Genomic DNA, 24631 nt, shown 5'->3' on the forward strand with positions numbered 1-24631 from the left:
CGGGTGTCTCCGTCATCCGGAGACTTGACGGACACTCTTACGATATATATCTTACGACCTATCTTATGACATATCTGGAGTGTCCGATGCGCCGTCATCACCCCCGACATGAGCACCGCGGCGAGGACTGCGGCGGTGATTTCCCCTTTTCCGAGGGCTTTTCCCCGCATTCCTTCTGGCAAGCCATCGGTCGTCGCCATGGTGGCCGCGGCGGTCATCGCCATGGTCCCGGCCCTGGCTTTCCCGGCGGTTTCGGCGGCTTTGGCGAGGACGGTCTGACCCGCGGCCGCAAGTTCAGTTCCGATGACCTGCAACTGCTGCTGCTGGGTCTGCTGGAAGATCAGCCCAGCCACGGTTACGAGCTGATCAAGGCCCTGCAGGCGCGCTCGAACGGCTTCTACAGCCCCAGTCCCGGCATGGTCTATCCGGCCCTCACCTATCTGGAAGAGCTGGGTTACGTGGACGTGGAAGCCGAGGGCAACCGCAAGCGCTACGCGCTGGCGGCACCGGGTCGCGAACACCTGGAGGCGAACCGGGATCGGGTCGAGCTGATGCTCGCCAAGCTGTCGCACATCGCGCGCAAGATGGATTCGGTACGGCGCGCGTTCGCCGGTGAACCGCCGGCCGACGTGGACGAAGGCGGCTGGGTGCCCGAACTGGTTCGCGCCCGCCACGCGTTGAAGCATGCGCTGGTGCGCCGCGACGGCGTGTCCGCGACGGAACAACGGCGCATCGCCACGATTCTGGAACGCGCCACCCGCGAGATCGAGGACGGCGAAGACCACTGATCCGACACTCCCTTCCGCCGCCTCCGGGCGGCGGAACCGTTTCATCCCTCCCCCACGAGGTTTTCCATGTCAGAAGCTGCCAACCGGACGGTCGTGCGCGTCCGCCATCCGCTGAAACTGCGTCTCCTGCAAGTCGCCCGCGTGCACGACGTCACTCCGCATCTGCGCCGCGTCACCCTGGCCGGCGATGATCTGCAGGATTTCGTCTCCGCCTCGTTCGACGATCACGTCAAGCTGTTCTTTCCCGCGCCCGGCGAGGCGCGCCCCGAACTTCCCGCGCTCGGTCCGGACGGTGTGGAGTTCCGCGACGACAGGCCACGCCCGGTGATGCGCGATTTCACCCCGCGCCGTTACGACAACGACGCCCGCGAACTGGAACTGGAGTTCGCCCTGCACGAAGCCGGTCCGGCCACCGACTGGGCGTCGCGCGCGCAGCCGGGCGACTGGCTGGGCGTCGGCGGACCGCGCGGGTCGCTGGTGATCGGCACCGGCTTCGACTGGCATCTGCTGATCGGCGACGACACCGCGTTGCCCGCCATCGCCCGCCGCCTGTCCGAACTGCCCGCCGGCGCGCGTGCGATCGCCGTGCTCGAAGTCGTCGATGCCTCCGCGCGGCTGGCGTTCGATACCCGCGCCGATTTGCGGGTGATCTGGTGCCAGCGCGATGACGCGGCACCGGACGCGCCGCCGCTGCTGTCGGCGATACGCGCACTGGTGCTGCCGGAGGGCGACGGGTATGTTTGGGCCGCCGGCGAATCCACCGACATCCGTGCCGTGCGTCAGCATCTGGCAAGCGAGCGCGGCATCGACAAGTCGCGCATCCGCGCCGCCGCCTACTGGAAGCGCGGCGCGCCGGGCGTGCACGAAAACCTGGAAGACTGACTTCCCCCTGTTCCGGTCCCCACGACCGCAAGGACGTTACATGTATACCTTGAGCGCGCCGCGCGAGCGGCGCCTGCTGTGGCTGCTGATGCTGACCCAGTTCACCCTCATCATGGACTTCATGGTGATGATGCCGCTGGGTCCGCAGATCATGCAGGCCTTCCACATCACCCCGGCCGCGTTCGCGGCCGCGGTGTCGGCCTATTCCTGGTGCGCCGGCCTGTCCGGCCTGCTGGCCGCCACCTACATCGATCGTTTCGACCGGCGCAAACTGATGCTGGTCGTATACGCGCTGTTCGCCCTGTCCAACCTGGCCTGCGCGCTCGCCGACAGCTACGTGTTGTTGCTGGCTTCGCGCGCGCTGGCCGGCATCAGCGGCGGCGTGCTCGGTTCCATCGTGATGGCGATCATCGCCGACGTGATTCCCGGTCCGCGCCGCGGCGCCGCCACCGGCACGGTGATGATGGCGTTCTCGCTGGCATCGGTGCTGGGCGTGCCGGCCGGCGTGCTGCTGGGCGCGCACTACAGCTGGGCCGCGCCGTTCTGGCTGCTGGTCGGCCTCTCGGTGGTGATCTGGTTCGCCGGATCACGCGTGCTGCCTCCGCTGGATCAGCATCTGGCGCGGCAGACCGTGCCATGGAAGCAGGCGTTCCCCAACCTGTTCGGCCTGTTCACCCAGGCGCGCTATCTCAACGCGTTCGTGCTGACCCTGCTGCTGATGATCGCCTCGATGCTGGTGATCCCCTTCATGTCGCCCATCCTGGTCGCCAACCACGGCATCGCCCCGGATCAGCTGTCATGGCTGTACATGGTCGGCGGCGCGGCGACGTTCTTCACCTCGCGCGCGATCGGCAAGCTGGCGGATCGGCACGGCAAGCACCGGGTGTTCCGTATCGCGGTGCTGCTGTCGCTGGCGCCGATGCTGTTCGTGACCCATCTTCCCGACATCGGCTTCTTCGCGATGCTGGCGTTCTTCCCTTTCTTCATGGTGCTGATGTCCGGTCGCATGATCCCCATGCAGGCGCTGCTGACCACGGTGCCATCGTCCCACCAGCGCGGCGCCTTCCTCAGCGCCAACAGCGCGGTGCAGGCGATGGGCACCGGCTGCGGCGCCTGGCTGGGCGGGCTGATGCTGTCCTCGCCGACACCCGCCGGTCCGATCAGCGGCTATGGCATGGCGGGCTGGGTGGCGGTGGCGCTGTCCCTGATCGCGATCGTTTGGGTGGGACGGGTGAGCACCGACGGCGACCGGCCGCAGGCCCCGGTCGCCGCCGTGGACGAGGATGCGGACCTGCTCGCGCGAAGCGAAGGCTGAGCCGGCCAGCGCCGTCATCCCTCGGAGCGTCTGCATGAATGAGTCCTCGTCCGCGTTCTCCGACGCCGCCGCCGTGGCGCGCTACGCCGAAGGTCCGCCGCGCCTGGTGCCCGGTTTCGCCGACCTGCAACGCATGGCGGCGATCCTGCTCGCCGAACGCGCACCCGACGACGCGCGGGTGCTGGTGCTTGGCGCCGGTGGCGGGCTCGAACTGAAGGCCTTCGCGGAGGCCCACCCGGGCTGGTCATTCACCGGCGTGGATCCGGCGCGCCCCATGCTGGATCTCGCCGCGACCCTGCTCGGCCCGCCGGCGGCGCGGGTGGAATGGATCCACGGCTACATCGACGATGCGCCCGGGGGACCCTTCGACGCGGGCGCCTGCCTGCTGACCCTGCACTTCCTCGCCACGGAGGAACGCCGTCGGACCTTGCGCGAAGTCCACCGGCGCCTGCGCCCGGGCGCGCCGTTCGTGGTGGCCCACGCCAGCTTTCCGCAAGAGGGCGGGCAGCGCGCACTCTGGCTGTCGCGCTACGCGGCCTTCGCGATGGCGTCCGGCATCAATCCGGCGCAGGCGGAAGCCGGGCGCGCCGCCATCGATCGGCATCTCCACCTGCTCACGCCCGACGAGGACGAAGCCATCCTGGAAGACGCCGGTTTCACCGGCGTCAGCCTGTTCCATGTCGGGTTCACCTTCCGCGCCTGGGTGGCGTACGCCTGAGCGTGGTCCCGTCGTGGGAGCGGGGACCGCACGGCTCGCCCCCGGCACTCCGCCATTCGTCCCCACGGCCCGCGGTCCATCCCTTCGCATCCCACGCCCCGCCCGGACACGCGCACACTGCCGCCGCAACGACACGGGAGCGGACACATGATCGGCAAGGCGCGGTACGGGTGGATGGGCGGCGTGATCCTGGCACTGGCGGGTGCGGGCACCCGGGCGGCGGATCCGGGCGACTGGCCCAGCTACGGCGGTGCCACCGGCGGCGGCCAGCACTCGCCGCTCACCCAGATCACGCCCGCCAATGTCGGCCGCCTGCGCATCGCCTGGTCGTTCCGCACCGGCGAGCTCGGTGCCGGCCTGCCGGATCCGGAACGCCGGCGGTTCGAAGCCAATCCGCTGGTGGTGGGCGGACGCATGTACCTCAATACCGGCACCGGCATCGCGTTCGCGCTGGACGCCGCGACCGGCCGCGAGTTGTGGTCATTCAACGCGAAGGTGGCGCGGACCAAGCGCTACAGCGATCCGGCCTCGCGCGGGGTGACCTACTGGCGGGATCCGCAGGCCGCCGAGGACGCGGCCTGTCGGGAACGCATCGTCTACGGCACCCTGGACGCGCGCCTGATCGCGCTGGACGCGCGCGACGGAAAACCCTGCGCGGGTTTCGGCGACGCGGGCGCGGTCGACCTGCGCGCCGGCATCACCCTCCACGACGAGCCCGACAGCGAATGGCGCAACTACGCGGTGACCTCGCCGCCGGTGGTCGCCGACGGTGTGCTGGTGGTCGGCAGCTCGGTCGGTGACAACCGCGCGCACGCGCTGGAACAGGGCGTGGTGCGCGGTTACGACGCGCGCAGCGGGCGCGAACTGTGGCGCTGGGATCCGGTGCCGCGGGATCCGGCCGAAGCGGCCGCGCGCGGCTGGCAACCGGAACAGGCGCGCACCGTGGGCGCGGCCAATGCGTGGGCGCCGCTGTCGGTGGATCCGGCGTTGGACCTGGTCTACGTGCCCACCGGTTCGGCCAGTCCCGACTACACCGGCGCCGAACGCCTCGGCGAGAACCGCGACGCCAATTCGCTGGTGGCGCTGGATCTGCGCAGTGGCCGGCGCGTCTGGGCGCAGCAGCTGGTGCATCACGATCTGTGGGACTACGACCTGGCCTCGCAGCCGGCGCTGACCACCGTGCAGACCGCGCAGGGTCCGCGCGCGGCGGTGCTGCAGGCGACCAAGACCGGGTTCCTGTTCGCTTTCGATCGCCGCACCGGCGAACCGGTGTTCCCGATCAGCGAAGTGCCGGTGCCCGCGTCGGACGTGCCCGGCGAACAGGCCTGGCCGACCCAGCCGATGCCGGAGCCTTCGCTGCGACTGGCGCGCCACGCGCCACTGACGCCGGAGGATGCCTGGGGTCCGACCCCGGCCGAGCGCCGCGACTGCGCGCAACAGATCGAGGGCCTGCGCTCGGAAGGCATCTTCACCCCGCCCAGCGTGCGCGGCACGATTGCCCTGCCCGGCTGGGCCGGCGGAGTGAACTGGGGCGGCATCGCGATCGACGCGCAGCGCCAGATCGCCATCCTGCCGGTGTCGGACCTGCCGATGCAGGTGACATTGATCCCGCGCCGGGACTTCGACTGGGACAAGGACGACGCCTATCCGGAGCAGGAGTTCAACAGCATGGACGGCACCGGCTACGGCATGCGCCGCGGCGTGCTGGCTTCGGCCAAGGGCACGCCGTGCGTCAAGCCGCCGTGGGGCCGGGTGGTGGCGGTGGATCTGCGCGCGCGCAAGGTGTTGTGGGAACGTCCGCTGGGCACGCTGGAGGAAGAACTGCCGTGGTTGCCGTTGGACATCGGCATGCCGGTGCTTGGCGGCGCGGTCACCACCGCCAGCGGCCTGACCTTCATCGGCGCCTCCGCCGATGCGCGCTTCCGCGCGCTCGACAGCGCGACCGGCAAAGTGCTGTGGGACGCCAAGCTGCCGGCGGGCGGACAAGCCACGCCTTCGATCTACGCGGTGAAGGGACGCCAGTTCATCGTGATCGCCGCGGGCGGCCGCGAGGGCCTCGGCCCGATGGGCGACTACGTGATCGCCTACACGCTGGATGGCGAAGGCGAGGAAGTGGTGTTCCAGCACGGCGTGGCGGTGCGGATGACGATCCTCGCGACCGCCACGCTCATGTTGCTGGGTGTCGCGATCGCACTATGGCGATACTGGCGCCGACGCGGGCGCGCGCATCGGCGCGCGGCATGACGCCGCGCCCGGCATCGAGCGCGCGAACCGCCGAGATGCCACGCGCCGGCACTTCTCCCCTGCGTGGCGGCGGCGCAGAATCCGCTGGTTGTTCGGGAACGCGCACGCATCCATGCAGCAGGACATCCTAGCCGCCTACGCCGAAGAAGCCGACGCGCTGATTCCGTCGTTCGAAGCGATCTCGTCGGCGGATGTGCTGGCGCCGGTGATGGCATGGCTGCCAGCAGCGTCCAGCCGCATCGTCGACGTCGGCGCGGGCACCGGCCGGGATGCGGCCTGGCTGGCGGCGCGCGGTCACTCGGTGCTGGCGGTCGAGCCCGTCGCGGGCTTCCGGGAAGCCGGCATGCGATTGCATGCGCATCCACGCATCCGCTGGTGTGAAGACACGCTGCCCGCGCTGGAGCGGATCACGGAAACCGGCTTCGACCTGATCCTGATGGTGGCCGCCTGGCATCATCTCGCGCCGGAGGACCGGCGACGGGCGCTGCGCCGCCTGCGCCAACTGGTTGCGTCCGGCGGAGGACTGCTGATGTCGATCCGCCATGGTCCGGGACATCCCGCGCGGACCTGTTTCGAGAGCGACGCCCTCGCCACCTCGCAACTGGCGATCCAGGCGGGCTTCTCCCTGCTGTTCTCGCGCCGGGTGCCATCCGTCAGCGTCGCCAACCGCCAGGCCGGCGTGACCTGGACCTGGCTGGTGTTCCGCGCCAGCTGAAAAGCATCGCACCGGCATGGTTTTCATTTCCGCTTCACACAGGCGTTTCCCCTGCCCCATCCTGCCCAGGCACGCTGGCGACACCTCTGGAGGGAGACCCGATCATGACCGCAGACGCGCAACATCCCCGTGGTCCGCAACTGTCCGGCTGGCGCCTGTTGATGTGGGGCGGCGCGGCGGCCCTGCTGTTGCTGCCGCTGATCGCCATGCAGTTCACCGATGAGGTGAACTGGAGTCCATTCGATTTCCTCGTGTTCGGCGCGATGTTGACCGTGGCCTGCGGTGCCTGTGAACTGGCGGTGCGATTGAGTCGCGGCAATCGCCTCTATCGCGTCGGCGCTTTCCTGGCCGTCGCCACCGGATTCCTGCTGGTCTGGGTGAATCTGGCGGTCGGTTTCATCGGCAGCGAGCGCAACCCCGCCAACCTGATGTACGGCGGCGTGCTGGGCATCGGCCTTCTCGGCGCATGCATCGCACGCTTCCGCCCGCGCGGGATGGCGATGGCGATGCTGGCGACAGCGCTCGCCCAACTGGCGGCCGGCGTCATCGCGCACTCCGGCGGCATGGATCATCCATGGCCGGCAACGGCGGCATTCATGGCGCTGTGGCTGGCTTCGGCGGGCCTGTTCGACCGCGCGGCGCGGGCCACGCCGTAAAGGGGCACGGCCACTGACGAACGGCCACGCGCCAGCGACGCGTCCAGTGGCAGAATCCGGCCATTATCCGGGACTTCGACGGGTTCCCATGAACAGCGAGCGCTTCGACCGCATCCGCGATGGACGCACCGATCTGGTGTTCGATCATGTCGGTGACGGCCACGCCGCCACCGACGCGGACGCCCACGGCACCCGGCTGATCCGATGGTGCGCGTACTACGGGGACGTCAGCGCGATCCGCTTCCTGCTCGCACACGGTGAAACCCTGGCGTCGCTCGGCGACAACCTTGGCCTGGGCGATGCGGTCTTCCATGGCCACTGGCCGCTCTGCCAGTTCCTGATCGAGCAGGGCGCGGACGTCAACCAGGCGGTTTCCGGAACCGGCGAGTCACCCCTGCATCTGGCCCTGTGCAAGGCCAACCGACCGGCCTACGACGTGATTCTGGAATTGCTGCTGGCCGCCGGCGCGGATCCCAATCGGGCCACGCGGCCCGGCGTGGAGACCGGTGGCTTCATGCGCGACGCGCGCACCCACGGCGAAACCCCGTTGCATCGCGCGGCGGCCTTCGGCAGCGAGAAGGCCATCGATCTGCTGCTGGGCGCGGGCGCTCGCGTGGATGCGCGCGACAGCCATGGCGATTCGCCGCTGGGCTGGGCGAGCTGGCATCTGCGGCCCGACGCCATCCTGCGCAAGCTCTGCTTCGGCGATCACTTCATCCATCCGGCGCGCAACTCCACCTATGACCACGGCACCGGCTGGGGCGTGATGGGGGTGGGCAAGCCGCACCCGGATCGCCGTTAGCGCAGTTCCATTCCCGGCTGCCAGCCGCTGCGCGCCAGAAACTGTTTGGCATCCCGCAGGCCGATGATGTCGCGCAACGCCTGGCGCTTGTCGCCGGCGTTCCGGTAGTAGGCCTTCACGATCCGGTAGCCCACCCAATAGCCGAGATCGCCCGGATTGCCGGGCTTGCTGTTGTAGATCCAGTCGGACAGATCGCGTTTGTCCATGTCCGCCTGGAACTTCGTCTCGATCGCCTTCTCCTGGCCCTTCGTGTTGTGCTTCAGATGCAGATAGGCGACTTCGCCCGAGATCAGCTCGCCGACGAATTCGGCCGCGCCTTCCATCAACGCGCTCTCCAGCACCGTGGCCTGCTCGGTTTCCACGAACGCCGGCACCTGCTGGACATGCACGTATTCATGCGCGATCACGTGGACGAACCGATCTTCCACGTCCGGATTGATCCAGTCGGTCGCGCACAGGGCTTCCAGTCCGATCTGCACGCCGGTGTCCGCGCTGGCGGTGCCGACCGGCTTGCCCCGGCCCACCGCGATCGTGACCGCCGGCAGGCGCGCATCCGGGTACAGTTCGACCAGTTTCCGCAGCGATGCCTTCAACCGGATGCGGGTATCGGGCAACGCCGCCATGCAGCGTTTCGCATCCACGTAGGCTTGCGGATGCTTGGCCAGATTCGCGGCAATCGCCTCGCCGGTGATCCGTCGCGCCCTGGCGAACTGATGAAGCCCCGCGGACCCGCTGTCCAGATAATCCCGCTGCAACTGCTCGGCGGTTGGCTGTCCGTGGGTACGCTCGTACAGCTGGTAGAAGCGTTCGACGTCGCCGGTGTCGATGACCGGCTCACCCGCTTTCGCCGCATCGGCGGCGCCCGCCTGCGGCGCCACGCTTCCCAATGCCACACACACCACCATCGCCTTGAATGCCACGCGCATGTTCCGTCACTCCGGGGGGATGGGCGCCACGCTACGGAGTGCGCCGGTTCGGGATCAACGGCCGTTGGTCACGATGACTGTCGCCATGCCGCGGCCGGTTCTGGCTTCTAGTCCTTCGACGAGCGCTCGATGGTCATGGTTTCCCGCATGCGCGTGATCACGCCATCGTCGGGCGTCGCATCCGTGGTCGCGCGCTCGGCGTAGATGAGCATGAGTTCCTTGCGCTGCGCCGCATCCGGAAGATGTACCAGGCGCACGAAGGCCATGTTGTCCGGCAACCGCAGCTTCGCGGCCGCGACGAGTTGTTCGACCTGTTCCAGATCCGAATCGGCGGGCGCCTTGTCGCTCAATGCGCGGCCCCAGGTGTCCAGATGGAAATCCATGCCGCCCACCGTCAGTGCCCGGGACTTGGCATAGCCGCCGGCATGGGTCAGTTCCGGGCGGCTGGGGACATAGGCTTCCGACTGGATCCAGTACAAGCGCTCCACCACGCCCTGCGCATCCTTCTGCACATACGCATGCAGATCGCAGTCGGCGTAGCCGTAGAGCACCCAGCGCCGATTGCCCAGATATTCGGCGGAGGCCGGCACCTTGACCCGCGCAGGCGGTTCGAACGATTGCACGGTGGCGCCACCCGCATGAAGGCGCGGCTCGACCGCGCCGGCGCCCGCGGCCAGCGCCACGATCAGCATCACCCCGGACATGGCCGGCAGGAGGTATCTGGCGTATCGCCGGGCAATCGAAAGATGGCGACTCATGTGCACACCTCCACGGGAGGGAAGAAGGAGCAGGTCCGCATCCTCGCGATGACGGGAAGTGCCTGCATGTGCCGGAAGTCGCCGGGTCTTCCCGCCGATGATGGCCGGGCTCGCCAGCCGGATGGCGCGATGGAGGGTGCCCGTGTTTCCTTCACGGGATCATGGCGAGGATCCGCGCGGTCAGGTAAAGGCCGACGCCGAATACCGCATGCGTCAGCAGACTGTGCAGGCGGGCCTTGGCGGGGTGGGGTGTGCAACGCGCGGCGACACCCGCTCCCATCCCCGGCTGCATCAACAGAAAAGGCGCGGCCACGCTGCCGATGCCGACGATCAGGGCGGGTGCGAGCGTAGGTTGGCGGACCCACGCCATTCCCCACAGGGCAAGCAGGATGCCCGCGAAGACAATTCCGGTGAGCAGGTGCACGACGATCCCGATCGCGCGCTCGCCCGCCACGGGCGGGGTGGCGGCGATCGGCGCGTGGCGGAATCGACCGCGCGGCAGGTGCGCCACCCAGCGTCCCACCCACGCGTAGTTCAACGCCGGCACACCCAGCCAGCGTCGACGTAGCCAGACCCACGCGTCCATCACGGCGGTTGCGCCGAGTCCGATCGCGATCGCATGCGCGGCCAGTCCGGAAAACGGCATCACGGCGACACGCTTCCGGCGCGCGCATCGACCTGCCAGCAGGCGGTTGCGAAGCGTACTTCCGTGCCATCCACGTACGGCTCGAATGCATCGCGCATGGTACCGAGGACCCGTTCGCGGGTGCCGGCATCCGCGTCCTTCAGCACCAGTCCCACCTGTCCCAGGCGGGTGATGTAGGCAACGAGCCTGGATTCGGGCAGCGAGCAGACCAGATCGAGCGGACGAATGTCGATGTCGTGCCAGCCGGATCCCTCCAGCACATCATGGATGCGCTGCGGGTCGGCGAATGCGAACTGCCCGGGGCCATCCGCGCGCCGCTCGGGCAACGCGATCCACGGCGCGGCCGCGCGCTCGGCGGTCGTCATGAACGGGTTGTCCGCGGCGCTTCGCCAGGCCACGAAACGCAATCGGGCATCCGGTTTCGCCGATCGACGCAGGTTGGCGAACGCCGCCGACGGATCGGCGAAGAACATCACGCCGAAGCGCGAGATGATCCGATCGAAGTGTTCCGGCGGGAACGCATGCGCCTGCGCATCGGCCTGGACGAACACCACGTCCAGGTCTTCCCGCCGCGCCCGCTCGCGGGCCAGCGCCAGCATCGGCGCGGAGATATCGACGCCCACGCACTCGCCCCGCCCCGCCAGCACGCGCGCCATCGCCAGGATGGTGGCGCCGGTGCCGCAACCGACATCCAGCACCCGCGCGGCGGGCAGTTCGTCCAGCGCCTCCCGCAGGACGGCGGTGAACGGTTCAAGCATCGCGTCCAGCAGCGCCTGCTGATCGACCCAGGCCTGGCCGCCGACACCATTCCAGAGCCTGGCCTGCTCGTCCGCGATCGTCTTCGTATCCATGGTCCGCACCGCTTGCGCCGGGGAAAGGGGAAGGGCACTCTGCGACTTCAAGTCGACTTGAAGTCAAGCCCATGCAGGAACTGGATATCGGCCAGGTCGCGGAACGCGCCGGCGTGCCCGCTTCGACCCTACGGTACTACGAGGAAAAAGGCCTGATCCGCGCCATCGGTCGGCACGGCCTGCGGCGCGTGTTCGACGCCCGGGTGCTGGATCGGCTCGCGCTGATCGCGCTGGGTCGCGCCGCGGGTTTCTCGCTGGACGAAATCGCGCGGATGTTCGCCCCGGACGGGCAGCCGCGCATCGACCGGCAGATGCTGCTGGACAAGAGCGCCGAACTGGATCACACCATCCGCCAGCTCGGCGCCATGCGCGACGGCCTGCGCCACGCCGCCGCCTGCCGCGCGCCCAGCCACATGGAATGCCCGACGTTCCGAAGGATTCTGAAGGCGGCATCGGCGGGTGTGTTTGCCGCGCCCGGCCGGCAAGTGAAAAAGCGCTCATCACGCGCGCGCGTTCCGAATCCTCGATGACTTTCCACCGACGTCGAAAGCGCGGGAACAAAAAAAGCCGGCTTGCGCCGGCTTTTTTCTCATTGCGTGCGGAGCGCGGAACTCAGTCCGATTCCCACCACATCCAGAAAGCGTCCCACAGGCGCTTGAAGAAGCCGGCTTCCTCGACGGCGTTGACCGCCACCAGCGGGGCCTGGGCGACGACCTTGCCGTCCAGGGTGACCTTGACGTCACCGATGGCCTGGCCCTTCGCGATCGGCGCGACCAGGGTCTTGGGCACGTTCATGCTCGGCTTCAGGTCGCCGTAGCGGCCACGCGGCACGCTGACCAGCATCGGCTGGGCGACACCCAACTGCACTTCCTTGGCCTGGCCTTTCCACACGCGCTGGCTGGCGATGACCTTGCCCGGCTCGTACAGGCGATGGGTTTCATAGAAACGGAAGCCCCAGTTCAGCAGCGCCAGGCTGTCGTCGGCGCGTTGCTTCTCGGAGGTCGAACCCATCACCACCGCGATCAGGCGCTGATCACCGCGCTTGGCCGAGCTCATCAGGCAGTAGCCGGCGCCGGAGTGGTGGCCGGTCTTGATGCCGTCCACGCTGCCGTCGCGCCACAACAGCAGGTTGCGGTTGGGCTGGGTGATGGTGCCGACGGTGAATTCCTTGATCTTGTTGAACGCGTAGGTTTCCGGATAGTCGCGGATCAACGCGCGGCCCAGCAGGGCCAGATCGTAGGCGGTGGAATAGTGTTCCGGCGCGGACAGGCCGTGGGCGTTGACGAAGTGCGAGCCCTTCATGCCGATCTTGGCCGCGTAGTTGTTCATCAGCGAAGCGAAGGCTTCCTGGCTGCCGGCGGCGTGTTCGGCCAGGGCGATCGCGGCGTCGTTGCCCGACTGCACGGCCATGCCCTTTTCCATGTCCAGCAGCGGCGCGGTCTTGTTGACCGCGAAGCCGCTGTAGCTGCCGTCGGTGCCGGCGCCGCCCTCGCGCCAGGCGCGCTCGCTCATCATCACCTGGTCTTCGGGACGGATCTTGCCGTTCTTCTGCTCGGCGGCGAGCACGTAGGACGTCATCACCTTGGTGATGCTGGCCGGTTCGACCCGCTGGTTGTAGTTCTCGCCCGCCAGCACCTGTCCGGTGATGTAGTCCAGCAGCACCCATGCGGTGCCCGCCGGCTTGGGCGGCGGCGGGATGGCGACGGATTCGGCCGGCGGGGCGGCGGGCGCCGGCTGCGGCGCCGGGGTCTGCGCGATCGCCGCGCCGAAGGCGGCGGTGGCCAGGGCGGCCAGGGCGGCCAGGGCGAAACGGAACTTCATCTGCTGCGAACTCCTGACTGGGCGCGGGGCCCGTTCGACGAAAACGACATTTTAGGCGGGCATCGGCGGCTGGGAATCCGTCAAGGCCGAAAAACAGGCGAAAAAACCGTGGCGTGGCTCAGTCGCGGACCAGTTGCGGGCGTCCGAAGCCCAGTTTGGCGATGCGGCCGGCCAGTTCATCGGCGCCGGCCGGGTCGGACGCGCCGACCCGCAACCGCCACAGCACCCGTCCATTGTTCTGCACATCGCTCAGGCTGGCGCCGGCGATGCCCGCCGCGACCAGTCGGGCCAGGGCCCGGTCGGCATTCTCGCGGCTGGCGAAGCTGCCCACCTGCAATTGCAGCGGAGCGGCCAGCGCGCGCGGAGGCACGCCGGGCGCGATCGAGGAGGTGGCCGGCGGAATCGATGCCGGCGCGACGGCGTAGACGGGCGTGGACGCCGCCGCCGCCGCCGCCGTGGGCGCAGCCTGCGTGCCAGCGGTCGTCGCCGAAGCCGGCTTGCCGGTCGCCACGCGCACGCCGTTGGCCTGCATCCAGGCATCGAAGCGATCCGCGCTGGCGGGGTTCTTCGTATCCGGAATCACCTGATAACGCCGGCTGCCCCGTCGATCCACCGTGGCGACGATCGCCGCGTTGGCGGCGGTCGTGGCGGCGGCAACCTGCGTCGACGGGGTCGACGCCGGCAGTTTCTCCACCAGCGCGTCCATGCCGCTGCTGGCCGGGGCGGCGGGCCTTGGCGCGGAGGGCGCGGCCGCATAGCCGCGATCGCCCTCGCCCGGGGTCAGCGCGCGCACTTCCACCCGGCCGGTGCCGCGCTGGGTGATGCCCAGCTTGTAGGCGGCGGCGTAGCTCAGATCGATCACGCGTCCGTCATGGAACGGCCCGCGATCGTTCACCCGCACGATCACCGACTGGCCGTTGTCCAGGTTGGTCACCCGGGCGAAGCTCGGCAGCGGCAGGGTCTTGTGGGCGGCGGTGAAGGCGTACATGTCGTACACCTCCTGGTTGGAGGTGCGGCGGCCATGGAACTTGTTGCCGTAGTACGAGGCCGTGCCCTGCTCCACGTAGCCATCGACCTTGTCGAGCACCTGGTACTTCTTGCCCAGCACGGTGTACGGCGACCGGTTGCCGATCGGCGAACGCGGTTCGGCGGTCACCGCCGGTTCGGCGATGCAATCCAGGTCCGGCAGATGATCGGGAGTGGTGTCGGAGACACCGGGCTTGTACAGGCCGCCGGCGGTGTAGTCGCCGCGCGTGGACATATCTTCCTGCGCCGGCGCGTAGAACGAGCAGTCCCTGCCGCCAGCGGGACCGCGGCCATGGTGCGCGGTCGAGGAGCCCGGCTTGCCCTTGCCCGAGAGCGGCGGGGGGACCGGCTTCTTCGGCGCCGTGCTGCAGGCCGCCAGGCTGAGGGTGAGCAGCGCGGGCAGCAGCCATTTCATGCGGGCGGAATCTCCCGGCCGGCGATGGCCTGGGACAACTGGTACACGGCCATCGCGTACATCTTGGAGTTGTTGTAACGAGTGATCGCGTAGTAGTTCTGGAAGCCGAGCCAGTACTGCCTGCCGGCGCTGCCTTCCAGCGAAACGAGGGTCGCGGTGGCGTCGGGAGCGACGGGTTCGGTCGGACGATAGCCGCGCTGGGCCAGATCGGCCAGCGTGTAGTCGGGGGTCCAGGTATCCGGATTGAACTCCGGATAGCCGGTCTGCAGTTCGGCGCGCGCCACCACCGGGCCACCGGGCACCCAGCCGCCGCGCTCGCCGCCCTTCTTGCGGAAATAGTTGGCGACCGAAGCGAACACGTCGTCGACGCTGTTGAACAGATCGCGGCGACCGTCGCCATCACCGTCCACCGCGAATTCTCGGTAGCTGGAGGGCATGAACTGGCCCATCCCCATCGCGCCGGCATAGCTGCCGATCAGGGTGGTGATGTCCAGCTTTTCCTCGCGGCCCAGCGCGAACAGCTGCGCCAGTTCGTCGCGGAAGAACAGTTCGCGGCGCTGCTCGTAGGCGGCGCGCTGGGGATTGCCGCTGCGCGGATAGCGGAACGCCAGCGTGTACAGCGCGTCCAGCACCCGGTGTTTGCCGGTGTAGCCGCCATAGCTGGTCTCGACGCCGATGATGGCGACGATGATCTCCGCCGGCACGCCATAGGCCTTTTCCTCGCGCGACAGCGCGTCACGATGCTTCGCGAGGAAGGCCTGCCCGCCGCTGATGCGCGAGGCGGTGATGAAATTGGGTCGGTACTCGCTCCACGGCTTGACCCGCTCGGCCGGCCGCGACATCAGTGCGATGACATCGTCGCGGAACACCGCCTGCGACAGCACCGAGTCGATGTACCGCGGATCGACGCCGTAGCGTGCCGCGGTGTCGCGTACGAAGTTGGCGCGCGCGGTGGCGAAATCCTCCGTGACCAGGGGCACGTCGGCCACGCGTTCCACCGACGTTTCCGCCGGATTGGCCGGCGTTTTCGGAGAGGGCGACTGGGCTCCGCTCGCCGCGGGCGCGGCGGTCGGCGGGGTCTTCGGCGGAGTCGCGCAGGCAACCAGGCCGAAGGTGATCAGGCAGACAAGGGCGCGTCGAATCATCGGGCGCGAGGTTAGCACGCTGAACGTCGTGAATCGTGAATGTTTGTGAGGCCGGGAATCGGGAATGGAGAATGGGGAATCGCCAGGAGCAAGCGCTTCTGCCTTGGCCATTCCCGATTCCCGATTCCCGGCTCAATCAATACCCATGCACCGGCCGGTGCGCGCGCACCGCCATCACCAGGCCAAGGCCGGCCAGCAACGACACCGCCGAGGTGCCGCCATAGCTCAGCAGCGGCATCGGCACGCCGACCACCGGCAGCAGGCCGGAGATCATGCCGCCGTTGACGATCACGTAGACGAAGAACGCCAGGCCCAGCGAGCCGGCCAGCAGTCGCGAATAGGTGTCGCGCGCCTCGATGGCGATCCACAGGCAGCGCCCCACCACGAACAGATACAGCGCCAGCACCACCGCCACGCCGATCCAGCCGAATTCCTCGGACAGCACCGCGAAGATGAAGTCGGTGGTGTGCTCGGGCAGGTAGTTCAGATGCGACTGCGAACCCTGCCCCCAGCCCTTGCCCGACAGCCCGCCGCCACCGATCGCGATCTTGGACTGGATGATGTTCCAGCCGGTGCCGAGCGGATCGTTCTCCGGATTCAGGAAGGTCAGGATGCGATCCTTCTGATAAGGACGCAGGAACCAGAACCACGCCACCGGCGCGGCCGCCGCCACGCTGCCGACGCCCACGCCCACCCACCACCACGGCAGACCGGCCAGCAGCAGCGCGAACACGCCGCTGGCGGCGACCAGCATGCCGGTGCCGAAGTCCGGCTGCAGCAGGATCAGCCCGGTGGGAAGAGCGATCAGCACGCCGGCGACGATCACCGTCCGGATGCGCGGCGGCAACGGCTCGCGATGCAGGTACCAGGCCAACATCATCGGCAGCGTGATCTTGAGCAGTTCGGACGGCTGCAGGTAGAACACCTTCAGGTCGATCCAGTGGCGGCCATGCTTGCCGGTGCCGATGAACAGCACCAGCAGCAACGGCAGCAGCGAGGCGGCAAACACGCCCGGTGTCCAGCCGCGCAGGCGCACCGGCGATACCCGCGACAGCGCCCACATCGCGACCAGCCCGACCGCGAAGCGCGCGCCCTGCGCCAGCAGCAGGCGCGACCCCAGGTCCTCGCCGCCCGCGCTGTACAGCACCGCCAGCCCGATCGCCATCAGCGCGCCGAGCGCGCCCAGCAGCGGCCAGTCCAGGGTGCGCAGCAGGTAACGCAGCAGATCGATGGCCCAGCGCAGCAGTTCGATCATGGCGTGCGTCCGGACGGCGCGGGAGGAACCGACGATGGCGCGGCGGACGCGCCCGTCGGCGCCGGGTTGGCGGGAGGCGCGGTCATCGGCATTTGTTCGGGATCGCTGCTGGCGGCTTCGGGGTCGTCCACGCCGTCCGGCATCTTGCCGAGCATGAAGGCGTCCAGGATCTTGCGCGCGATCGGCGCGGCGGTGGTGCCGCCGTAGCCGCCTCCCTCGACCGCCACCGCGATCGCGATCGCCGGCGCGTCGGCCGGGGCGAAGCCCACGAACAGCGAACGATGGCGCAGGTGCATGGGCAGGCTCTTGGGGTTGACCGCGGCGGTGCCGCGCCGGCTGATCACCTGCGCGGTGCCGGTCTTGCCCGCCATCAGGTAAGGCGCGCCGCGCGCCATCGAGGCGCCGGTGCCGCCTGGCTGCATGGTCGCCATCATGCCCTCGCGGACAACCTGCACGTTGCCCGGAGTCGGGCTGATCGGCATCGGCGTGGTCACCGGCAACGGTGTCCAGGCGGCGTCGAAACCGGTGCGCTGATCGCGCACCAGGTGCGGCTGGCGCAGATTGCCGTCGGCGATCGCGGAGATCGCCCGCACCAGTTGCAGCGGCGTGACCTTCCAGTCGCCCTGGCCGATGGCGATGTTGACGGTGTCGCCGGGATACCAGCGTTCCTTGCGGCTCTTCGCCTTGAAGGCAGGCGACGGCAGGATGCCGCTGATTTCGCCGGTCAGGTCGATGCCGGTCGGCTGGCCGAAGCCGTAGCGGTTCATGTAGTCGTCGAAGCGCTCGATGCCGAGATCCAGCGCGAGGCGGTAGTAGTAGGTGTTCACCGACTGGGCGATCGACTTGCGCAGATCGGTCCAGCCGTGGCCGCCGCGATGCGCATCGCCCCAGCCGCGGCTGGTCCCCGGCAGGTAGAACATGCCGGTGGAGAGCACTTTGTCCTCGGGCCGGCGCATGCCGCTGTCCAGGCCGGCCAGCGCGATCAGCGGCTTGAGGGTGGAACCGGGCGCGACGCCGCCCAGCACCAGGCGGTTGAACTGCGGGCGCGAGGGATTCTCGTTGAGCGCCTTGAAGTCCTTGCTGGAAATGCCGTTGACGAACAGATTCGGGTCGTAGCTGGGCAGGCTGACCATCGCCAGGATCTCGCCGGTGCGCGGATCCATCGCGATCGCCGAGCCTTCGTGTTCGCCGAACGCGGCGACCAGCGCCTGCTGCAGTTTCAGGTCCACGCTCAGGCGCAGATCCGTGCCCGCCACCGCCGGCACGCGGCCGACCACGCGCAGCGCGCGACCCTCGACGTTGGTCTCGACCTTCTCGTAGCCGACCTTGCCGCGCAGCGCCTCGTCGTAATAACGCTCCAGGCCGGTCTTGCCGATGTGGGTGAGCGCGGCGTTGCCCTCGCCCAGCACTTCCAGATCCTTCTCGTCGATGCGGCCGACGTAGCCGATGATGTGCGCGAACAGATCGCCGTAGGGATAGCGGCGGGTCAGGTAGGGCACCAGTTCCACGCCGGGGAAGCGCCAACGATCCACCGCGAAGCGCGCCATCTCCTCCTCGCTGACCCGCAGCTTGAGGGTGATCGGGCGGAATCCGCGCGCGCCCTTGCGGCTGGCCTCGAAGCGTTCGATGTCCTCCGGCGCCAGCGCGATGATTTCGCCCAGCTCGGTGATCAGGCGCTGGGGATCGCCGGCCTTGTCCGGGGTGACGTCCAGGCGGAACGCGGGCACGTTCTCGGCCAGCAGCACGCCGTTGCGGTCGTAGATGGCGCCGCGCCCCGGCACCACCGGCCGCGGCTTGATCCGATTGGCCTCCGAGCGCGTGGCGTATTCGTCGTGATCCAGCACCTGCAGCTTGAAGTACCAGCCCGCCAGGCCGATCAGCGCCAGCGCCACCGCCGTGAAACCCAGCACCGCGCGACGCCGGAACTGCTCGGCTTCGGCGTGCGGATTCTTGGCGGCGCGGCGGCTGATCATCGCCGGCTCAGCTGCGCCGGCCCTGGCGCAGCATGTCCAGCAACACGTAGATCAAGGGCCACAGCAGCATGCCCAGCAGCGGCGCCCACCAGTAGTTCCAGGGCAGTCGGGGTTCGCCCAGCAGCCAGTGGATCGCGGCGTCGACGATGCGATCGTTGAGCAGCAGCCCGCCAATCGCCAGCGCCTGCTGCGACACCGGGAAGAACCGCAGCTGCAGGCGGAAACGCTGCAGGATGAAGGCCATGATCACCAGCCGCAGCGCCTGTTCGCCGAGCAGGCTGCCGAACATCACGTCGGCGATCACGCCGATCCCCATGGCCACGCCCAGGCCCGCGCGCTCGGGCGTCTCGATCACCCAGTAGGCCAGCACCAGCGCCAGCCAGTAGGGGCGCAGGGGCTGCAGCATTTCCGGCAGGGGCAGCAGGCCCAGCAACAGGGCGGCGACGAAACTGAGCGGCAGGATCCAGCCGCTGCGGATGCGGCTCATCGGGTGGGCTCCGTGGCCGGGACCGTGGACGGCGAATTCGCGGGCGCGTTCGTGGCGGGCGGATTGGCCGGCGCGTGCGTGGGCACCGCGGGTGTGGTGGACGATGGAGTGCCCTGCGAGGTTCCGGAGGGACGATTGCCCGCGGGCAGGCCGGCGGCCGCGGGCTGCGCCCCCGGGGTGACGCCGGTTCGCGTCGGGGCCGCGCCGGCCGGACCCGCCGGCACGGTGGCCGGATCGACAGGCGCGGCGCCTGGTTGCGTGGCGGGCCGCGTGCCCGGCAGCGGCAGGCGCAGCGGCGGCGCCGAGCGCAGCAGCAGCACATCGCGGCCGCGATCCAGTTGCGCGGCGGGACGCAGGTTGCCGACCAGGAAGGCGTGACTGTCGTCCGGCCGCAGCGCGGTGATCGTGCCGACCGGGAAACCGGCGGGGAAACGCCCGCCCAGACCGGAGGTGACCACCACATCGCCGACCTTCACCCCGCTGTTGAGCGGGATGTCGGCCAGTTCCAGCAGGTCGCTGCGGCCGCGTCCATAGGCGATCAGGCGGACCCCGCTGCTGGCGACCACCACCGGCACCGCGTGATCGGGATCGGTGAGCAGCAGGACGATGGCGTGCGCCGGCGTCACCTGGATGATCTGCCCCATCAGGCCGCCGGCATCGATGACCGGCTGGCCGACCCGCACGCCGTCGCCGCTGCCGGCATCGAGCACCAGGCGCTGGCGGGTGGGATCCAGATCGATGTCCAGGATCGGCGCCAGCTGCACGTCCAGGCCGCGGCTTTCGGCGACGCCGAGCAGCGCGCGCAGTTGCATGTTGTCGGCGGCCGCGGTGCTGAGCCGGGTCAGGCGGGCGTTGGCCACCAGGAGCTCGTTGCGCAGCTCGCGGTTCTCTTCCATCAACCGGGTGCGGGTGACCGCGTCATCCTTCACCCGCGTGCCGACGCGCCCGGGCAGTCCGGCCAGCCACCACAGCGGCTGGGTGACCACGCCGACCTGGGCGCGCGCCTGCGACAGCCAGCCACCGCGGTGATCCAGCACGATCAAGGCGATCGCCAGCGCCAGATAGCCCAGCAGGCGCAGGGTGCTGGCGACTTCTCCAGGGCGCGAGGCGATGGGGGGACCGGCGTAGGGAGGCATCAGGGCCGGGAATCGGGGGTCGGGAACTGGAAATGCCGGAACGCGCGGGAGCGTCGTTCCGGATCGGCGGTTTCAGCGTTTGCCTGCGTCGGGTATGCGCGGAAACCGGGAATGCGGCAGGAAAAGACCTCCATGCTCCGTCCCCGGTTCCCCATTTCGCGCCTCATTCCGGCGCGAAGAACTCGTTGCCGTGCATGTCGACCAGCTCCAGGGCCCGGCCACCGCCGCGCGCCACGCAGGTCAGCGGATCGTCGGCCACCTGCACGTGCAGGCCGGTTTCCTCGGAAATCAGGCGATCCAGATCGCGCAGCAGGGCGCCGCCGCCGGTCAGCACGATGCCGCGCTCGGCCACATCGGCGCACAACTCCGGCGGGGTCTGTTCCAGCGCCAGCTTGACCGCGCTGACGATGCCCGACAGCGGCTCGTGCAGGGCTTCCAGCACTTCGTTGGAGTTGATCTTGATCATCTTCGGCACGCCCTCGGCGAGGTTGCGGCCGGAGATTTCCATTTCCTGCAGCTCCGGCTGCGGGTAGGCGCAGCCGATTTCCAGTTTGATGCGCTCGGCGGTGGCTTCACCGATCAGCATGCCGTGGTTGCGGCGGACGTAGTTGGTGATGAACTCGTCGAAGCGATCGCCACCGATGCGGACCGACTGCGAGTAGACGATGCCGTTCAGCGAAATCACCGCCACCTCGGTGGTGCCGCCGCCGATGTCGATGACCATCGAGCCGCGGGCCTCGGTGACCGGCATGCCGGCGCCGATGGCGGCCGCCATGGGTTCTTCGATCAGGTACACGTCGCGGGCGCCGGCCTCCTCGGCCGATTCCTTGATGGCGCGGCGCTCCACCTGGGTGGAACCGGCCGGCACGCACACCAGCACCCGCGGGCTGGGACGCAGGACGCGCGACTTGTGCACCTTCTTGATGAAGTACTTGAGCATCGCCTCGGTGTAGGTGAAGTCGGCGATCACGCCGTCCTTCATCGGCCGGATGGTGGTGATGTGGCCGGGGGTGCGGCCGAGCATCTGCTTGGCCTCCGCGCCCACCGCGGCGACCGAGCGGGAGCCGCCGATCGCCCGATCCTGGCGCACCGCCACCACCGACGGTTCGTTCAGCACGATGCCCTGTCCGCGTACGTAGATGAGGGTATTGGCCGTGCCCAGGTCGATGGACAGGTCGTTGGAGAACATGCCGCGGAGCTTCTTGAACATCGGGGAGTGGGTCCTGCTGGTGGCGGATCGCGCAGCGGGGCTGGCGATTTTTTGGGCACGAAACGAAGTCGGCTAGCCTAGCAACCCGCTTGTGCGCGGGCAAGGAAAAATCTCGTGAAAATGCGGGAAAAACACGTATGGCGACGACTCGGTCGACACGGATGGATACCGCCGGATGCCGGCGCGTACGGTCCGTCGGGGACGGATCAAGACTGGCCCCGCGCCGCCTCAGCCGGTAACCTTCGCACCGGCCCGCCCGAACCGGGGTGGCCGTCCCGTTTTTTTGACCGGCCAGGCACGGCCGGCCACCGCCCACCCGCCGAGCCTTGCCGATGTCCGCACTGATTTGTGGTTCCCTCGCCTACGACACCATCATGGTGTTCCCGGACCAGTTCAAGAACCACATCCTGCCGGACAAGGTGCATATCCTGAACGTGTCGTTCCTGGTTCCGCGCATGCGCCGCGAGTTCGGCGGCTGCGCCGGCAACATCGCCTACAACCTGAAGCTCCTGGGTGGCGATCCGATCCCGATGGCCACCGTGGGCCAGGACTTCGGCCCGTACCGGGAATGGTTCCAGGAGCAGGCCATCAACCTGAGCCAGGTCAAGGTGATCGAGGAGCTGTTCACCCCGCAGGCCTTCATCACCACGGACCACGACAACAACCAGATCACCGCGTTCCACCCGGGCGCGATGATGCGCAGCTACGAGAATCACGTGAAGGACGTGCCCGGAGTGACCTTCGGCATCGTCAGCCCGGACGGTCGCGAGGGCATGCTGCAGAACGCCGCCGAGTTCGCCGAGGCGGGCATCCCCTTCATTTTCGATCCCGGCCAGGCCATGCCGCTGTTCAACGGCGAGGAGCTGCGCCAGTTCATCGAGCTGGCGGACTACGTGACCGTCAACGACTACGAGTCCAACCTGCTGCAGGAACGCACCGGCTGGAGCGAGACCGACATCGTCAAGCGGGTCAAGGCCTACATCACCACCCGCGGCCCGCACGGCTCGCAGATCCACACTCCGGACAAGACCTACGACATCCCGCCGGCCCACGAGCGCCGGGTCACCGATCCCACCGGTTGCGGCGATGCCTTCCGCGCCGGCCTGATCTACGGCATCGAGAAGGGCTGCGACTGGCTGACCATCGGCCGGATGGGCAATCTGATGGGCGCGCTCAAGGTCGAGCATCCCGGCACCCAGAACCAGCGCTTCGACTTCGAAGAATTCAACGAACAGTTCAAGCAGCAGTTCGGCTACTCCCTCTGACCGGCAGGTCCGGTGACGGGATGAAAACCGTCACCCATCCGGCGTAAGGTGGCGGCAGAGGCGGGTACGACCACCGCCCATGCAAGGCGGCAATGGCAGGAACGCAAGACGGACAGCCCCGCGAGGGGGAACCCCAGGACAGCATCACCGCAGTCCCGCCGGCCCGTTTTTCCCGCGTTTTACCCTCGCTCGCCACGGCAGCGGGTATCGGCCTGCTGGTCCTGGCCGCCTCCTGGCTCGGCATCCTGAGCCGTCCCGAGCACCAGTTGGCCTCGTTCTGGCCCACCAACGCCCTGCTGCTCGGCGTGTTCGCGCGCCGGCCTTCGGCGGCCACCCCGCTGGGCTGGCTGGCCGCGGCCGCCGGCTACCTGGGCGCCGACCTGCTCACCGGCGGCAGCCTGTCGGCGACCCTGCGCCTGACCGGCGCCAACCTGGCGGGTGTGGCGATGGGTTGCCTGCTGTTCCACCGCTTCCGCCGCGAGGATCTGGGGCTGCAGCGCGCGCAATCGATGCTGCGGGTGCTGATGGTGTGCGCCGGCGCGGCCCTGGCGGCGGCGCTCTCCGGCTGCCTGATCGCGCGTTCGGTGATCGGCGCGGACCTGTTCCAGGCCATCGGCATCTGGTTCTCGGCCGAGCTGGTCAGTTACGTGGCGCTGGTGCCGGTGGTCCTGCTGCTGCCCTCCCCGCGCGACCTCCGCCGGGCCTGGCGCGGACCGCTGGGCCGCTTCCTGCACGAACCGGGACACCGGCTGCCGGCCCTGTCGCTGCTGTTGACGGTGCTGCTGGGCGTGGCGGTCGGCGGGCCCGGCGCCATCGCCTTCCCGGTGCCGGCGTTGCTGTGGTGCGCGCTGAGCTACCGCCTGTTCACCACCGCCTGCGCGACCGCCCTGCTGTGCGTGTGGACCCTGGTGGGGATCGCCAATGGCTGGATCGACCTGCACGTGCAGGACGACATGGCGGCGATCGTGTCGATGCGCATCGGCATGGCGCTGGTCGCGGTGGCGCCGCTGACCGTGGCCGGCGCCAACGCGGCCCGCAACCGCCTGTTGAGCGCGCTCAACCACGCCGCCAACCATGACGCGCTGACCCAGGCGCTGAGCCGCAGCGCCTTCGAGCGCCGGGGCCAGGCCGCGGTCGAGCGCGCCCGAGCGCAGGGCGGTGCGGTCGCCGTGCTGATGGTCGATCTTGATCACTTCAAGGCGATCAACGATCGCCACGGCCACGCCGCCGGTGACGCGGTGCTGGTGGCTTTCGCCGAACGCGCGCGCCGGCTGCTGCGCGACGGCGATCTGCTGGGGCGTTTCGGCGGCGAGGAATTCGCCGTCCTGATGACCGGTGTGGACGAGCGTGACGCGGCGCGGCTGGCCGATCAGCTGTTGCGGATCTCCGCCCAGCCATTCGAACTCGAGGACGGCCTCCGCCTCGACATCACCATCAGCATCGGCCTGGCGATGCTGCCGCCGCCGGCCGGCGACGAACCGCTGGAACAGTTGCTCAAGTACGCCGACGACGCGCTGTACCAGGCCAAATTCAACGGCCGCAACCGGGTGGAAAGGGCCGTGCCGCCCGCGCGATAGGCACCATTCGGCGGTGCCGT

General features: G+C 68.9%; 22 protein-coding genes and 1 pseudogene. 11 read left to right on the forward strand and 12 right to left on the reverse strand.

The features are described from left to right. Positions 1-86 precede the first annotated feature (86 nt). The 8 genes from AC3DEZ_RS19850 (at position 87) to AC3DEZ_RS19885 (ending at position 8120) form a co-directional block, all read left to right on the forward strand. Positions 87-788, forward strand: a complete 702-nt coding sequence (locus AC3DEZ_RS19850; protein ID WP_488389745.1) for a PadR family transcriptional regulator — start codon at positions 87-89, stop codon at positions 786-788. Positions 789-854: 66 nt separating this feature from the next. Next, the gene (locus AC3DEZ_RS19855) at positions 855-1670 is read left to right on the forward strand and encodes a siderophore-interacting protein (protein ID WP_488389746.1); all 816 of its coding nucleotides are present in this window, start codon (positions 855-857) and stop codon (positions 1668-1670) included. A 40-nt stretch (positions 1671-1710) separates the two neighbouring features. Next, positions 1711-2985, forward strand: coding sequence for an MFS transporter (locus AC3DEZ_RS19860; RefSeq protein WP_488389747.1), 1275 nt, complete (start codon positions 1711-1713; stop codon positions 2983-2985). A gap of 34 nt (positions 2986-3019) precedes the next feature. After that, complete coding sequence (locus tag AC3DEZ_RS19865) at positions 3020-3703, forward strand: class I SAM-dependent methyltransferase (protein ID WP_488389748.1); 684 nt, start codon at positions 3020-3022, stop codon at positions 3701-3703. A 147-nt stretch (positions 3704-3850) separates the two neighbouring features. Continuing rightward, positions 3851-5947 (forward strand): pyrroloquinoline quinone-dependent dehydrogenase, encoded by a 2097-nt coding sequence (locus AC3DEZ_RS19870; protein ID WP_488389749.1) that lies wholly within the window; start codon positions 3851-3853, stop codon positions 5945-5947. A 112-nt stretch (positions 5948-6059) separates the two neighbouring features. Then, positions 6060-6662 (forward strand): class I SAM-dependent methyltransferase, encoded by a 603-nt coding sequence (locus tag AC3DEZ_RS19875; RefSeq protein ID WP_488389750.1) that lies wholly within the window; start codon positions 6060-6062, stop codon positions 6660-6662. A gap of 104 nt (positions 6663-6766) precedes the next feature. Beyond that, positions 6767-7318, forward strand: a complete 552-nt coding sequence (locus tag AC3DEZ_RS19880; RefSeq protein ID WP_488389751.1) for a hypothetical protein — start codon at positions 6767-6769, stop codon at positions 7316-7318. A gap of 88 nt (positions 7319-7406) precedes the next feature. Next, positions 7407-8120 carry an ankyrin repeat domain-containing protein gene (locus tag AC3DEZ_RS19885; protein WP_488389752.1) on the forward strand — a complete coding sequence of 238 codons (714 nt, stop codon included), beginning with the start codon at positions 7407-7409 and terminating at the stop codon, positions 8118-8120. On the opposite strand, the gene AC3DEZ_RS19890 is transcribed toward AC3DEZ_RS19885, so the two are convergent. The 4 genes from AC3DEZ_RS19890 to AC3DEZ_RS19905 all read right to left on the reverse strand — a co-directional run bounded on the left by AC3DEZ_RS19890 (position 8117) and on the right by AC3DEZ_RS19905 (position 11301). Then, positions 8117-9046: a DUF2268 domain-containing putative Zn-dependent protease gene (locus AC3DEZ_RS19890; RefSeq protein WP_488389753.1), complete on the reverse strand. Its 930-nt coding sequence runs from the start codon at positions 9044-9046 to the stop codon at positions 8117-8119. The two genes, AC3DEZ_RS19885 and AC3DEZ_RS19890, sit on opposite strands and share 4 nt — an antisense overlap. Before the next feature lie 107 nt (positions 9047-9153). Then, a complete protein-coding gene (locus tag AC3DEZ_RS19895; protein WP_488389754.1) occupies positions 9154-9804 on the reverse strand; it encodes a hypothetical protein in 651 nt (216 codons plus the stop codon). 151 nt (positions 9805-9955) lie between these two features. After that, positions 9956-10450, reverse strand: coding sequence for a DUF2938 domain-containing protein (locus AC3DEZ_RS19900; RefSeq protein ID WP_488389797.1), 495 nt, complete (start codon positions 10448-10450; stop codon positions 9956-9958). Beyond that, positions 10450-11301 (reverse strand): class I SAM-dependent methyltransferase, encoded by an 852-nt coding sequence (locus AC3DEZ_RS19905; protein WP_488389755.1) that lies wholly within the window; start codon positions 11299-11301, stop codon positions 10450-10452. Before AC3DEZ_RS19905 ends, AC3DEZ_RS19900 begins: the two co-directional genes overlap by 1 nt. Positions 11302-11372: 71 nt before the next feature. On the opposite strand from AC3DEZ_RS19905, the gene AC3DEZ_RS19910 reads away from it, so the two are divergent. After that, positions 11373-11831 carry a helix-turn-helix domain-containing protein gene (locus tag AC3DEZ_RS19910; protein ID WP_488389756.1) on the forward strand — a complete coding sequence of 153 codons (459 nt, stop codon included), beginning with the start codon at positions 11373-11375 and terminating at the stop codon, positions 11829-11831. A gap of 82 nt (positions 11832-11913) precedes the next feature. On the opposite strand, the gene AC3DEZ_RS19915 is transcribed toward AC3DEZ_RS19910, so the two are convergent. The 8 genes and pseudogenes from AC3DEZ_RS19915 to AC3DEZ_RS19950 form a co-directional block, all read right to left on the reverse strand. Then, positions 11914-13122 carry a D-alanyl-D-alanine carboxypeptidase family protein gene (locus tag AC3DEZ_RS19915; protein ID WP_488389757.1) on the reverse strand — a complete coding sequence of 403 codons (1209 nt, stop codon included), beginning with the start codon at positions 13120-13122 and terminating at the stop codon, positions 11914-11916. Positions 13123-13240: 118 nt separating this feature from the next. Then, complete coding sequence (locus AC3DEZ_RS19920; RefSeq protein WP_488389758.1) at positions 13241-14563, reverse strand: septal ring lytic transglycosylase RlpA family protein; 1323 nt, start codon at positions 14561-14563, stop codon at positions 13241-13243. Then, a complete protein-coding gene (gene mltB, locus AC3DEZ_RS19925) occupies positions 14560-15708 on the reverse strand; it encodes a lytic murein transglycosylase B (RefSeq protein ID WP_488389798.1) in 1149 nt (382 codons plus the stop codon). Before mltB ends, AC3DEZ_RS19920 begins: the two co-directional genes overlap by 4 nt. Positions 15709-15844: 136 nt before the next feature. Next, complete coding sequence (rodA, locus tag AC3DEZ_RS19930) at positions 15845-16963, reverse strand: rod shape-determining protein RodA (RefSeq protein WP_447103610.1); 1119 nt, start codon at positions 16961-16963, stop codon at positions 15845-15847. Positions 16964-17093: 130 nt separating this feature from the next. Next, positions 17094-18936 (reverse strand): annotated as a pseudogene (mrdA, locus tag AC3DEZ_RS19935) (penicillin-binding protein 2); the annotation flags it as partial. 7 nt (positions 18937-18943) lie between these two features. Then, positions 18944-19423 (reverse strand): rod shape-determining protein MreD, encoded by a 480-nt coding sequence (gene mreD, locus AC3DEZ_RS19940; protein ID WP_488389759.1) that lies wholly within the window; start codon positions 19421-19423, stop codon positions 18944-18946. Further along, positions 19420-20559 (reverse strand): rod shape-determining protein MreC, encoded by a 1140-nt coding sequence (gene mreC, locus AC3DEZ_RS19945; RefSeq protein WP_488389760.1) that lies wholly within the window; start codon positions 20557-20559, stop codon positions 19420-19422. Before mreC ends, mreD begins: the two co-directional genes overlap by 4 nt. Positions 20560-20722: 163 nt before the next feature. Beyond that, positions 20723-21769 carry a rod shape-determining protein gene (locus tag AC3DEZ_RS19950; RefSeq protein WP_141455404.1) on the reverse strand — a complete coding sequence of 349 codons (1047 nt, stop codon included), beginning with the start codon at positions 21767-21769 and terminating at the stop codon, positions 20723-20725. Positions 21770-22101: 332 nt separating this feature from the next. Here AC3DEZ_RS19950 and AC3DEZ_RS19955 point away from each other — a divergent pair, with 332 nt between their 5' ends. Both AC3DEZ_RS19955 and AC3DEZ_RS19960 read left to right on the forward strand, forming a co-directional pair. Next, positions 22102-23034 carry a carbohydrate kinase family protein gene (locus tag AC3DEZ_RS19955; RefSeq protein WP_488389761.1) on the forward strand — a complete coding sequence of 311 codons (933 nt, stop codon included), beginning with the start codon at positions 22102-22104 and terminating at the stop codon, positions 23032-23034. 92 nt (positions 23035-23126) lie between these two features. Continuing rightward, entirely contained in the window at positions 23127-24611 is a 1485-nt protein-coding gene (locus AC3DEZ_RS19960) for a GGDEF domain-containing protein (protein WP_488389762.1), read from the forward strand. Positions 24612-24631 lie beyond the last annotated feature (20 nt).

The organism is Pseudoxanthomonas sp. 134C1, from assembly GCF_057773065.1.

Coding starts and splice junctions, on each gene's coding strand:
- AC3DEZ_RS19880 (WP_488389751.1), top strand. CDS start 6,767: ATGACCGCAGACGCGCAACATCCCCGTGGTCCGCAACTGTCCGGCTGG.
- AC3DEZ_RS19870 (WP_488389749.1), top strand. CDS start 3,851: ATGATCGGCAAGGCGCGGTACGGGTGGATGGGCGGCGTGATCCTGGCA.
- AC3DEZ_RS19960 (WP_488389762.1), top strand. CDS start 23,127: ATGGCAGGAACGCAAGACGGACAGCCCCGCGAGGGGGAACCCCAGGAC.
- mltB (WP_488389798.1), bottom strand. CDS start 15,708: ATGATTCGACGCGCCCTTGTCTGCCTGATCACCTTCGGCCTGGTTGCC.
- mreD (WP_488389759.1), bottom strand. CDS start 19,423: ATGAGCCGCATCCGCAGCGGCTGGATCCTGCCGCTCAGTTTCGTCGCC.
- AC3DEZ_RS19860 (WP_488389747.1), top strand. CDS start 1,711: ATGTATACCTTGAGCGCGCCGCGCGAGCGGCGCCTGCTGTGGCTGCTG.
- AC3DEZ_RS19885 (WP_488389752.1), top strand. CDS start 7,407: ATGAACAGCGAGCGCTTCGACCGCATCCGCGATGGACGCACCGATCTG.
- AC3DEZ_RS19910 (WP_488389756.1), top strand. CDS start 11,373: ATGCAGGAACTGGATATCGGCCAGGTCGCGGAACGCGCCGGCGTGCCC.
- AC3DEZ_RS19915 (WP_488389757.1), bottom strand. CDS start 13,122: ATGAAGTTCCGTTTCGCCCTGGCCGCCCTGGCCGCCCTGGCCACCGCC.
- AC3DEZ_RS19890 (WP_488389753.1), bottom strand. CDS start 9,046: ATGCGCGTGGCATTCAAGGCGATGGTGGTGTGTGTGGCATTGGGAAGC.
- AC3DEZ_RS19855 (WP_488389746.1), top strand. CDS start 855: ATGTCAGAAGCTGCCAACCGGACGGTCGTGCGCGTCCGCCATCCGCTG.
- mreC (WP_488389760.1), bottom strand. CDS start 20,559: ATGCCTCCCTACGCCGGTCCCCCCATCGCCTCGCGCCCTGGAGAAGTC.
- rodA (WP_447103610.1), bottom strand. CDS start 16,963: ATGATCGAACTGCTGCGCTGGGCCATCGATCTGCTGCGTTACCTGCTG.
- AC3DEZ_RS19850 (WP_488389745.1), top strand. CDS start 87: ATGCGCCGTCATCACCCCCGACATGAGCACCGCGGCGAGGACTGCGGC.
- AC3DEZ_RS19865 (WP_488389748.1), top strand. CDS start 3,020: ATGAATGAGTCCTCGTCCGCGTTCTCCGACGCCGCCGCCGTGGCGCGC.
- AC3DEZ_RS19950 (WP_141455404.1), bottom strand. CDS start 21,769: ATGTTCAAGAAGCTCCGCGGCATGTTCTCCAACGACCTGTCCATCGAC.
- AC3DEZ_RS19900 (WP_488389797.1), bottom strand. CDS start 10,450: ATGCCGTTTTCCGGACTGGCCGCGCATGCGATCGCGATCGGACTCGGC.
- AC3DEZ_RS19955 (WP_488389761.1), top strand. CDS start 22,102: ATGTCCGCACTGATTTGTGGTTCCCTCGCCTACGACACCATCATGGTG.
- AC3DEZ_RS19875 (WP_488389750.1), top strand. CDS start 6,060: ATGCAGCAGGACATCCTAGCCGCCTACGCCGAAGAAGCCGACGCGCTG.
- AC3DEZ_RS19895 (WP_488389754.1), bottom strand. CDS start 9,804: ATGAGTCGCCATCTTTCGATTGCCCGGCGATACGCCAGATACCTCCTG.
- AC3DEZ_RS19905 (WP_488389755.1), bottom strand. CDS start 11,301: ATGGATACGAAGACGATCGCGGACGAGCAGGCCAGGCTCTGGAATGGT.
- AC3DEZ_RS19920 (WP_488389758.1), bottom strand. CDS start 14,563: ATGAAATGGCTGCTGCCCGCGCTGCTCACCCTCAGCCTGGCGGCCTGC.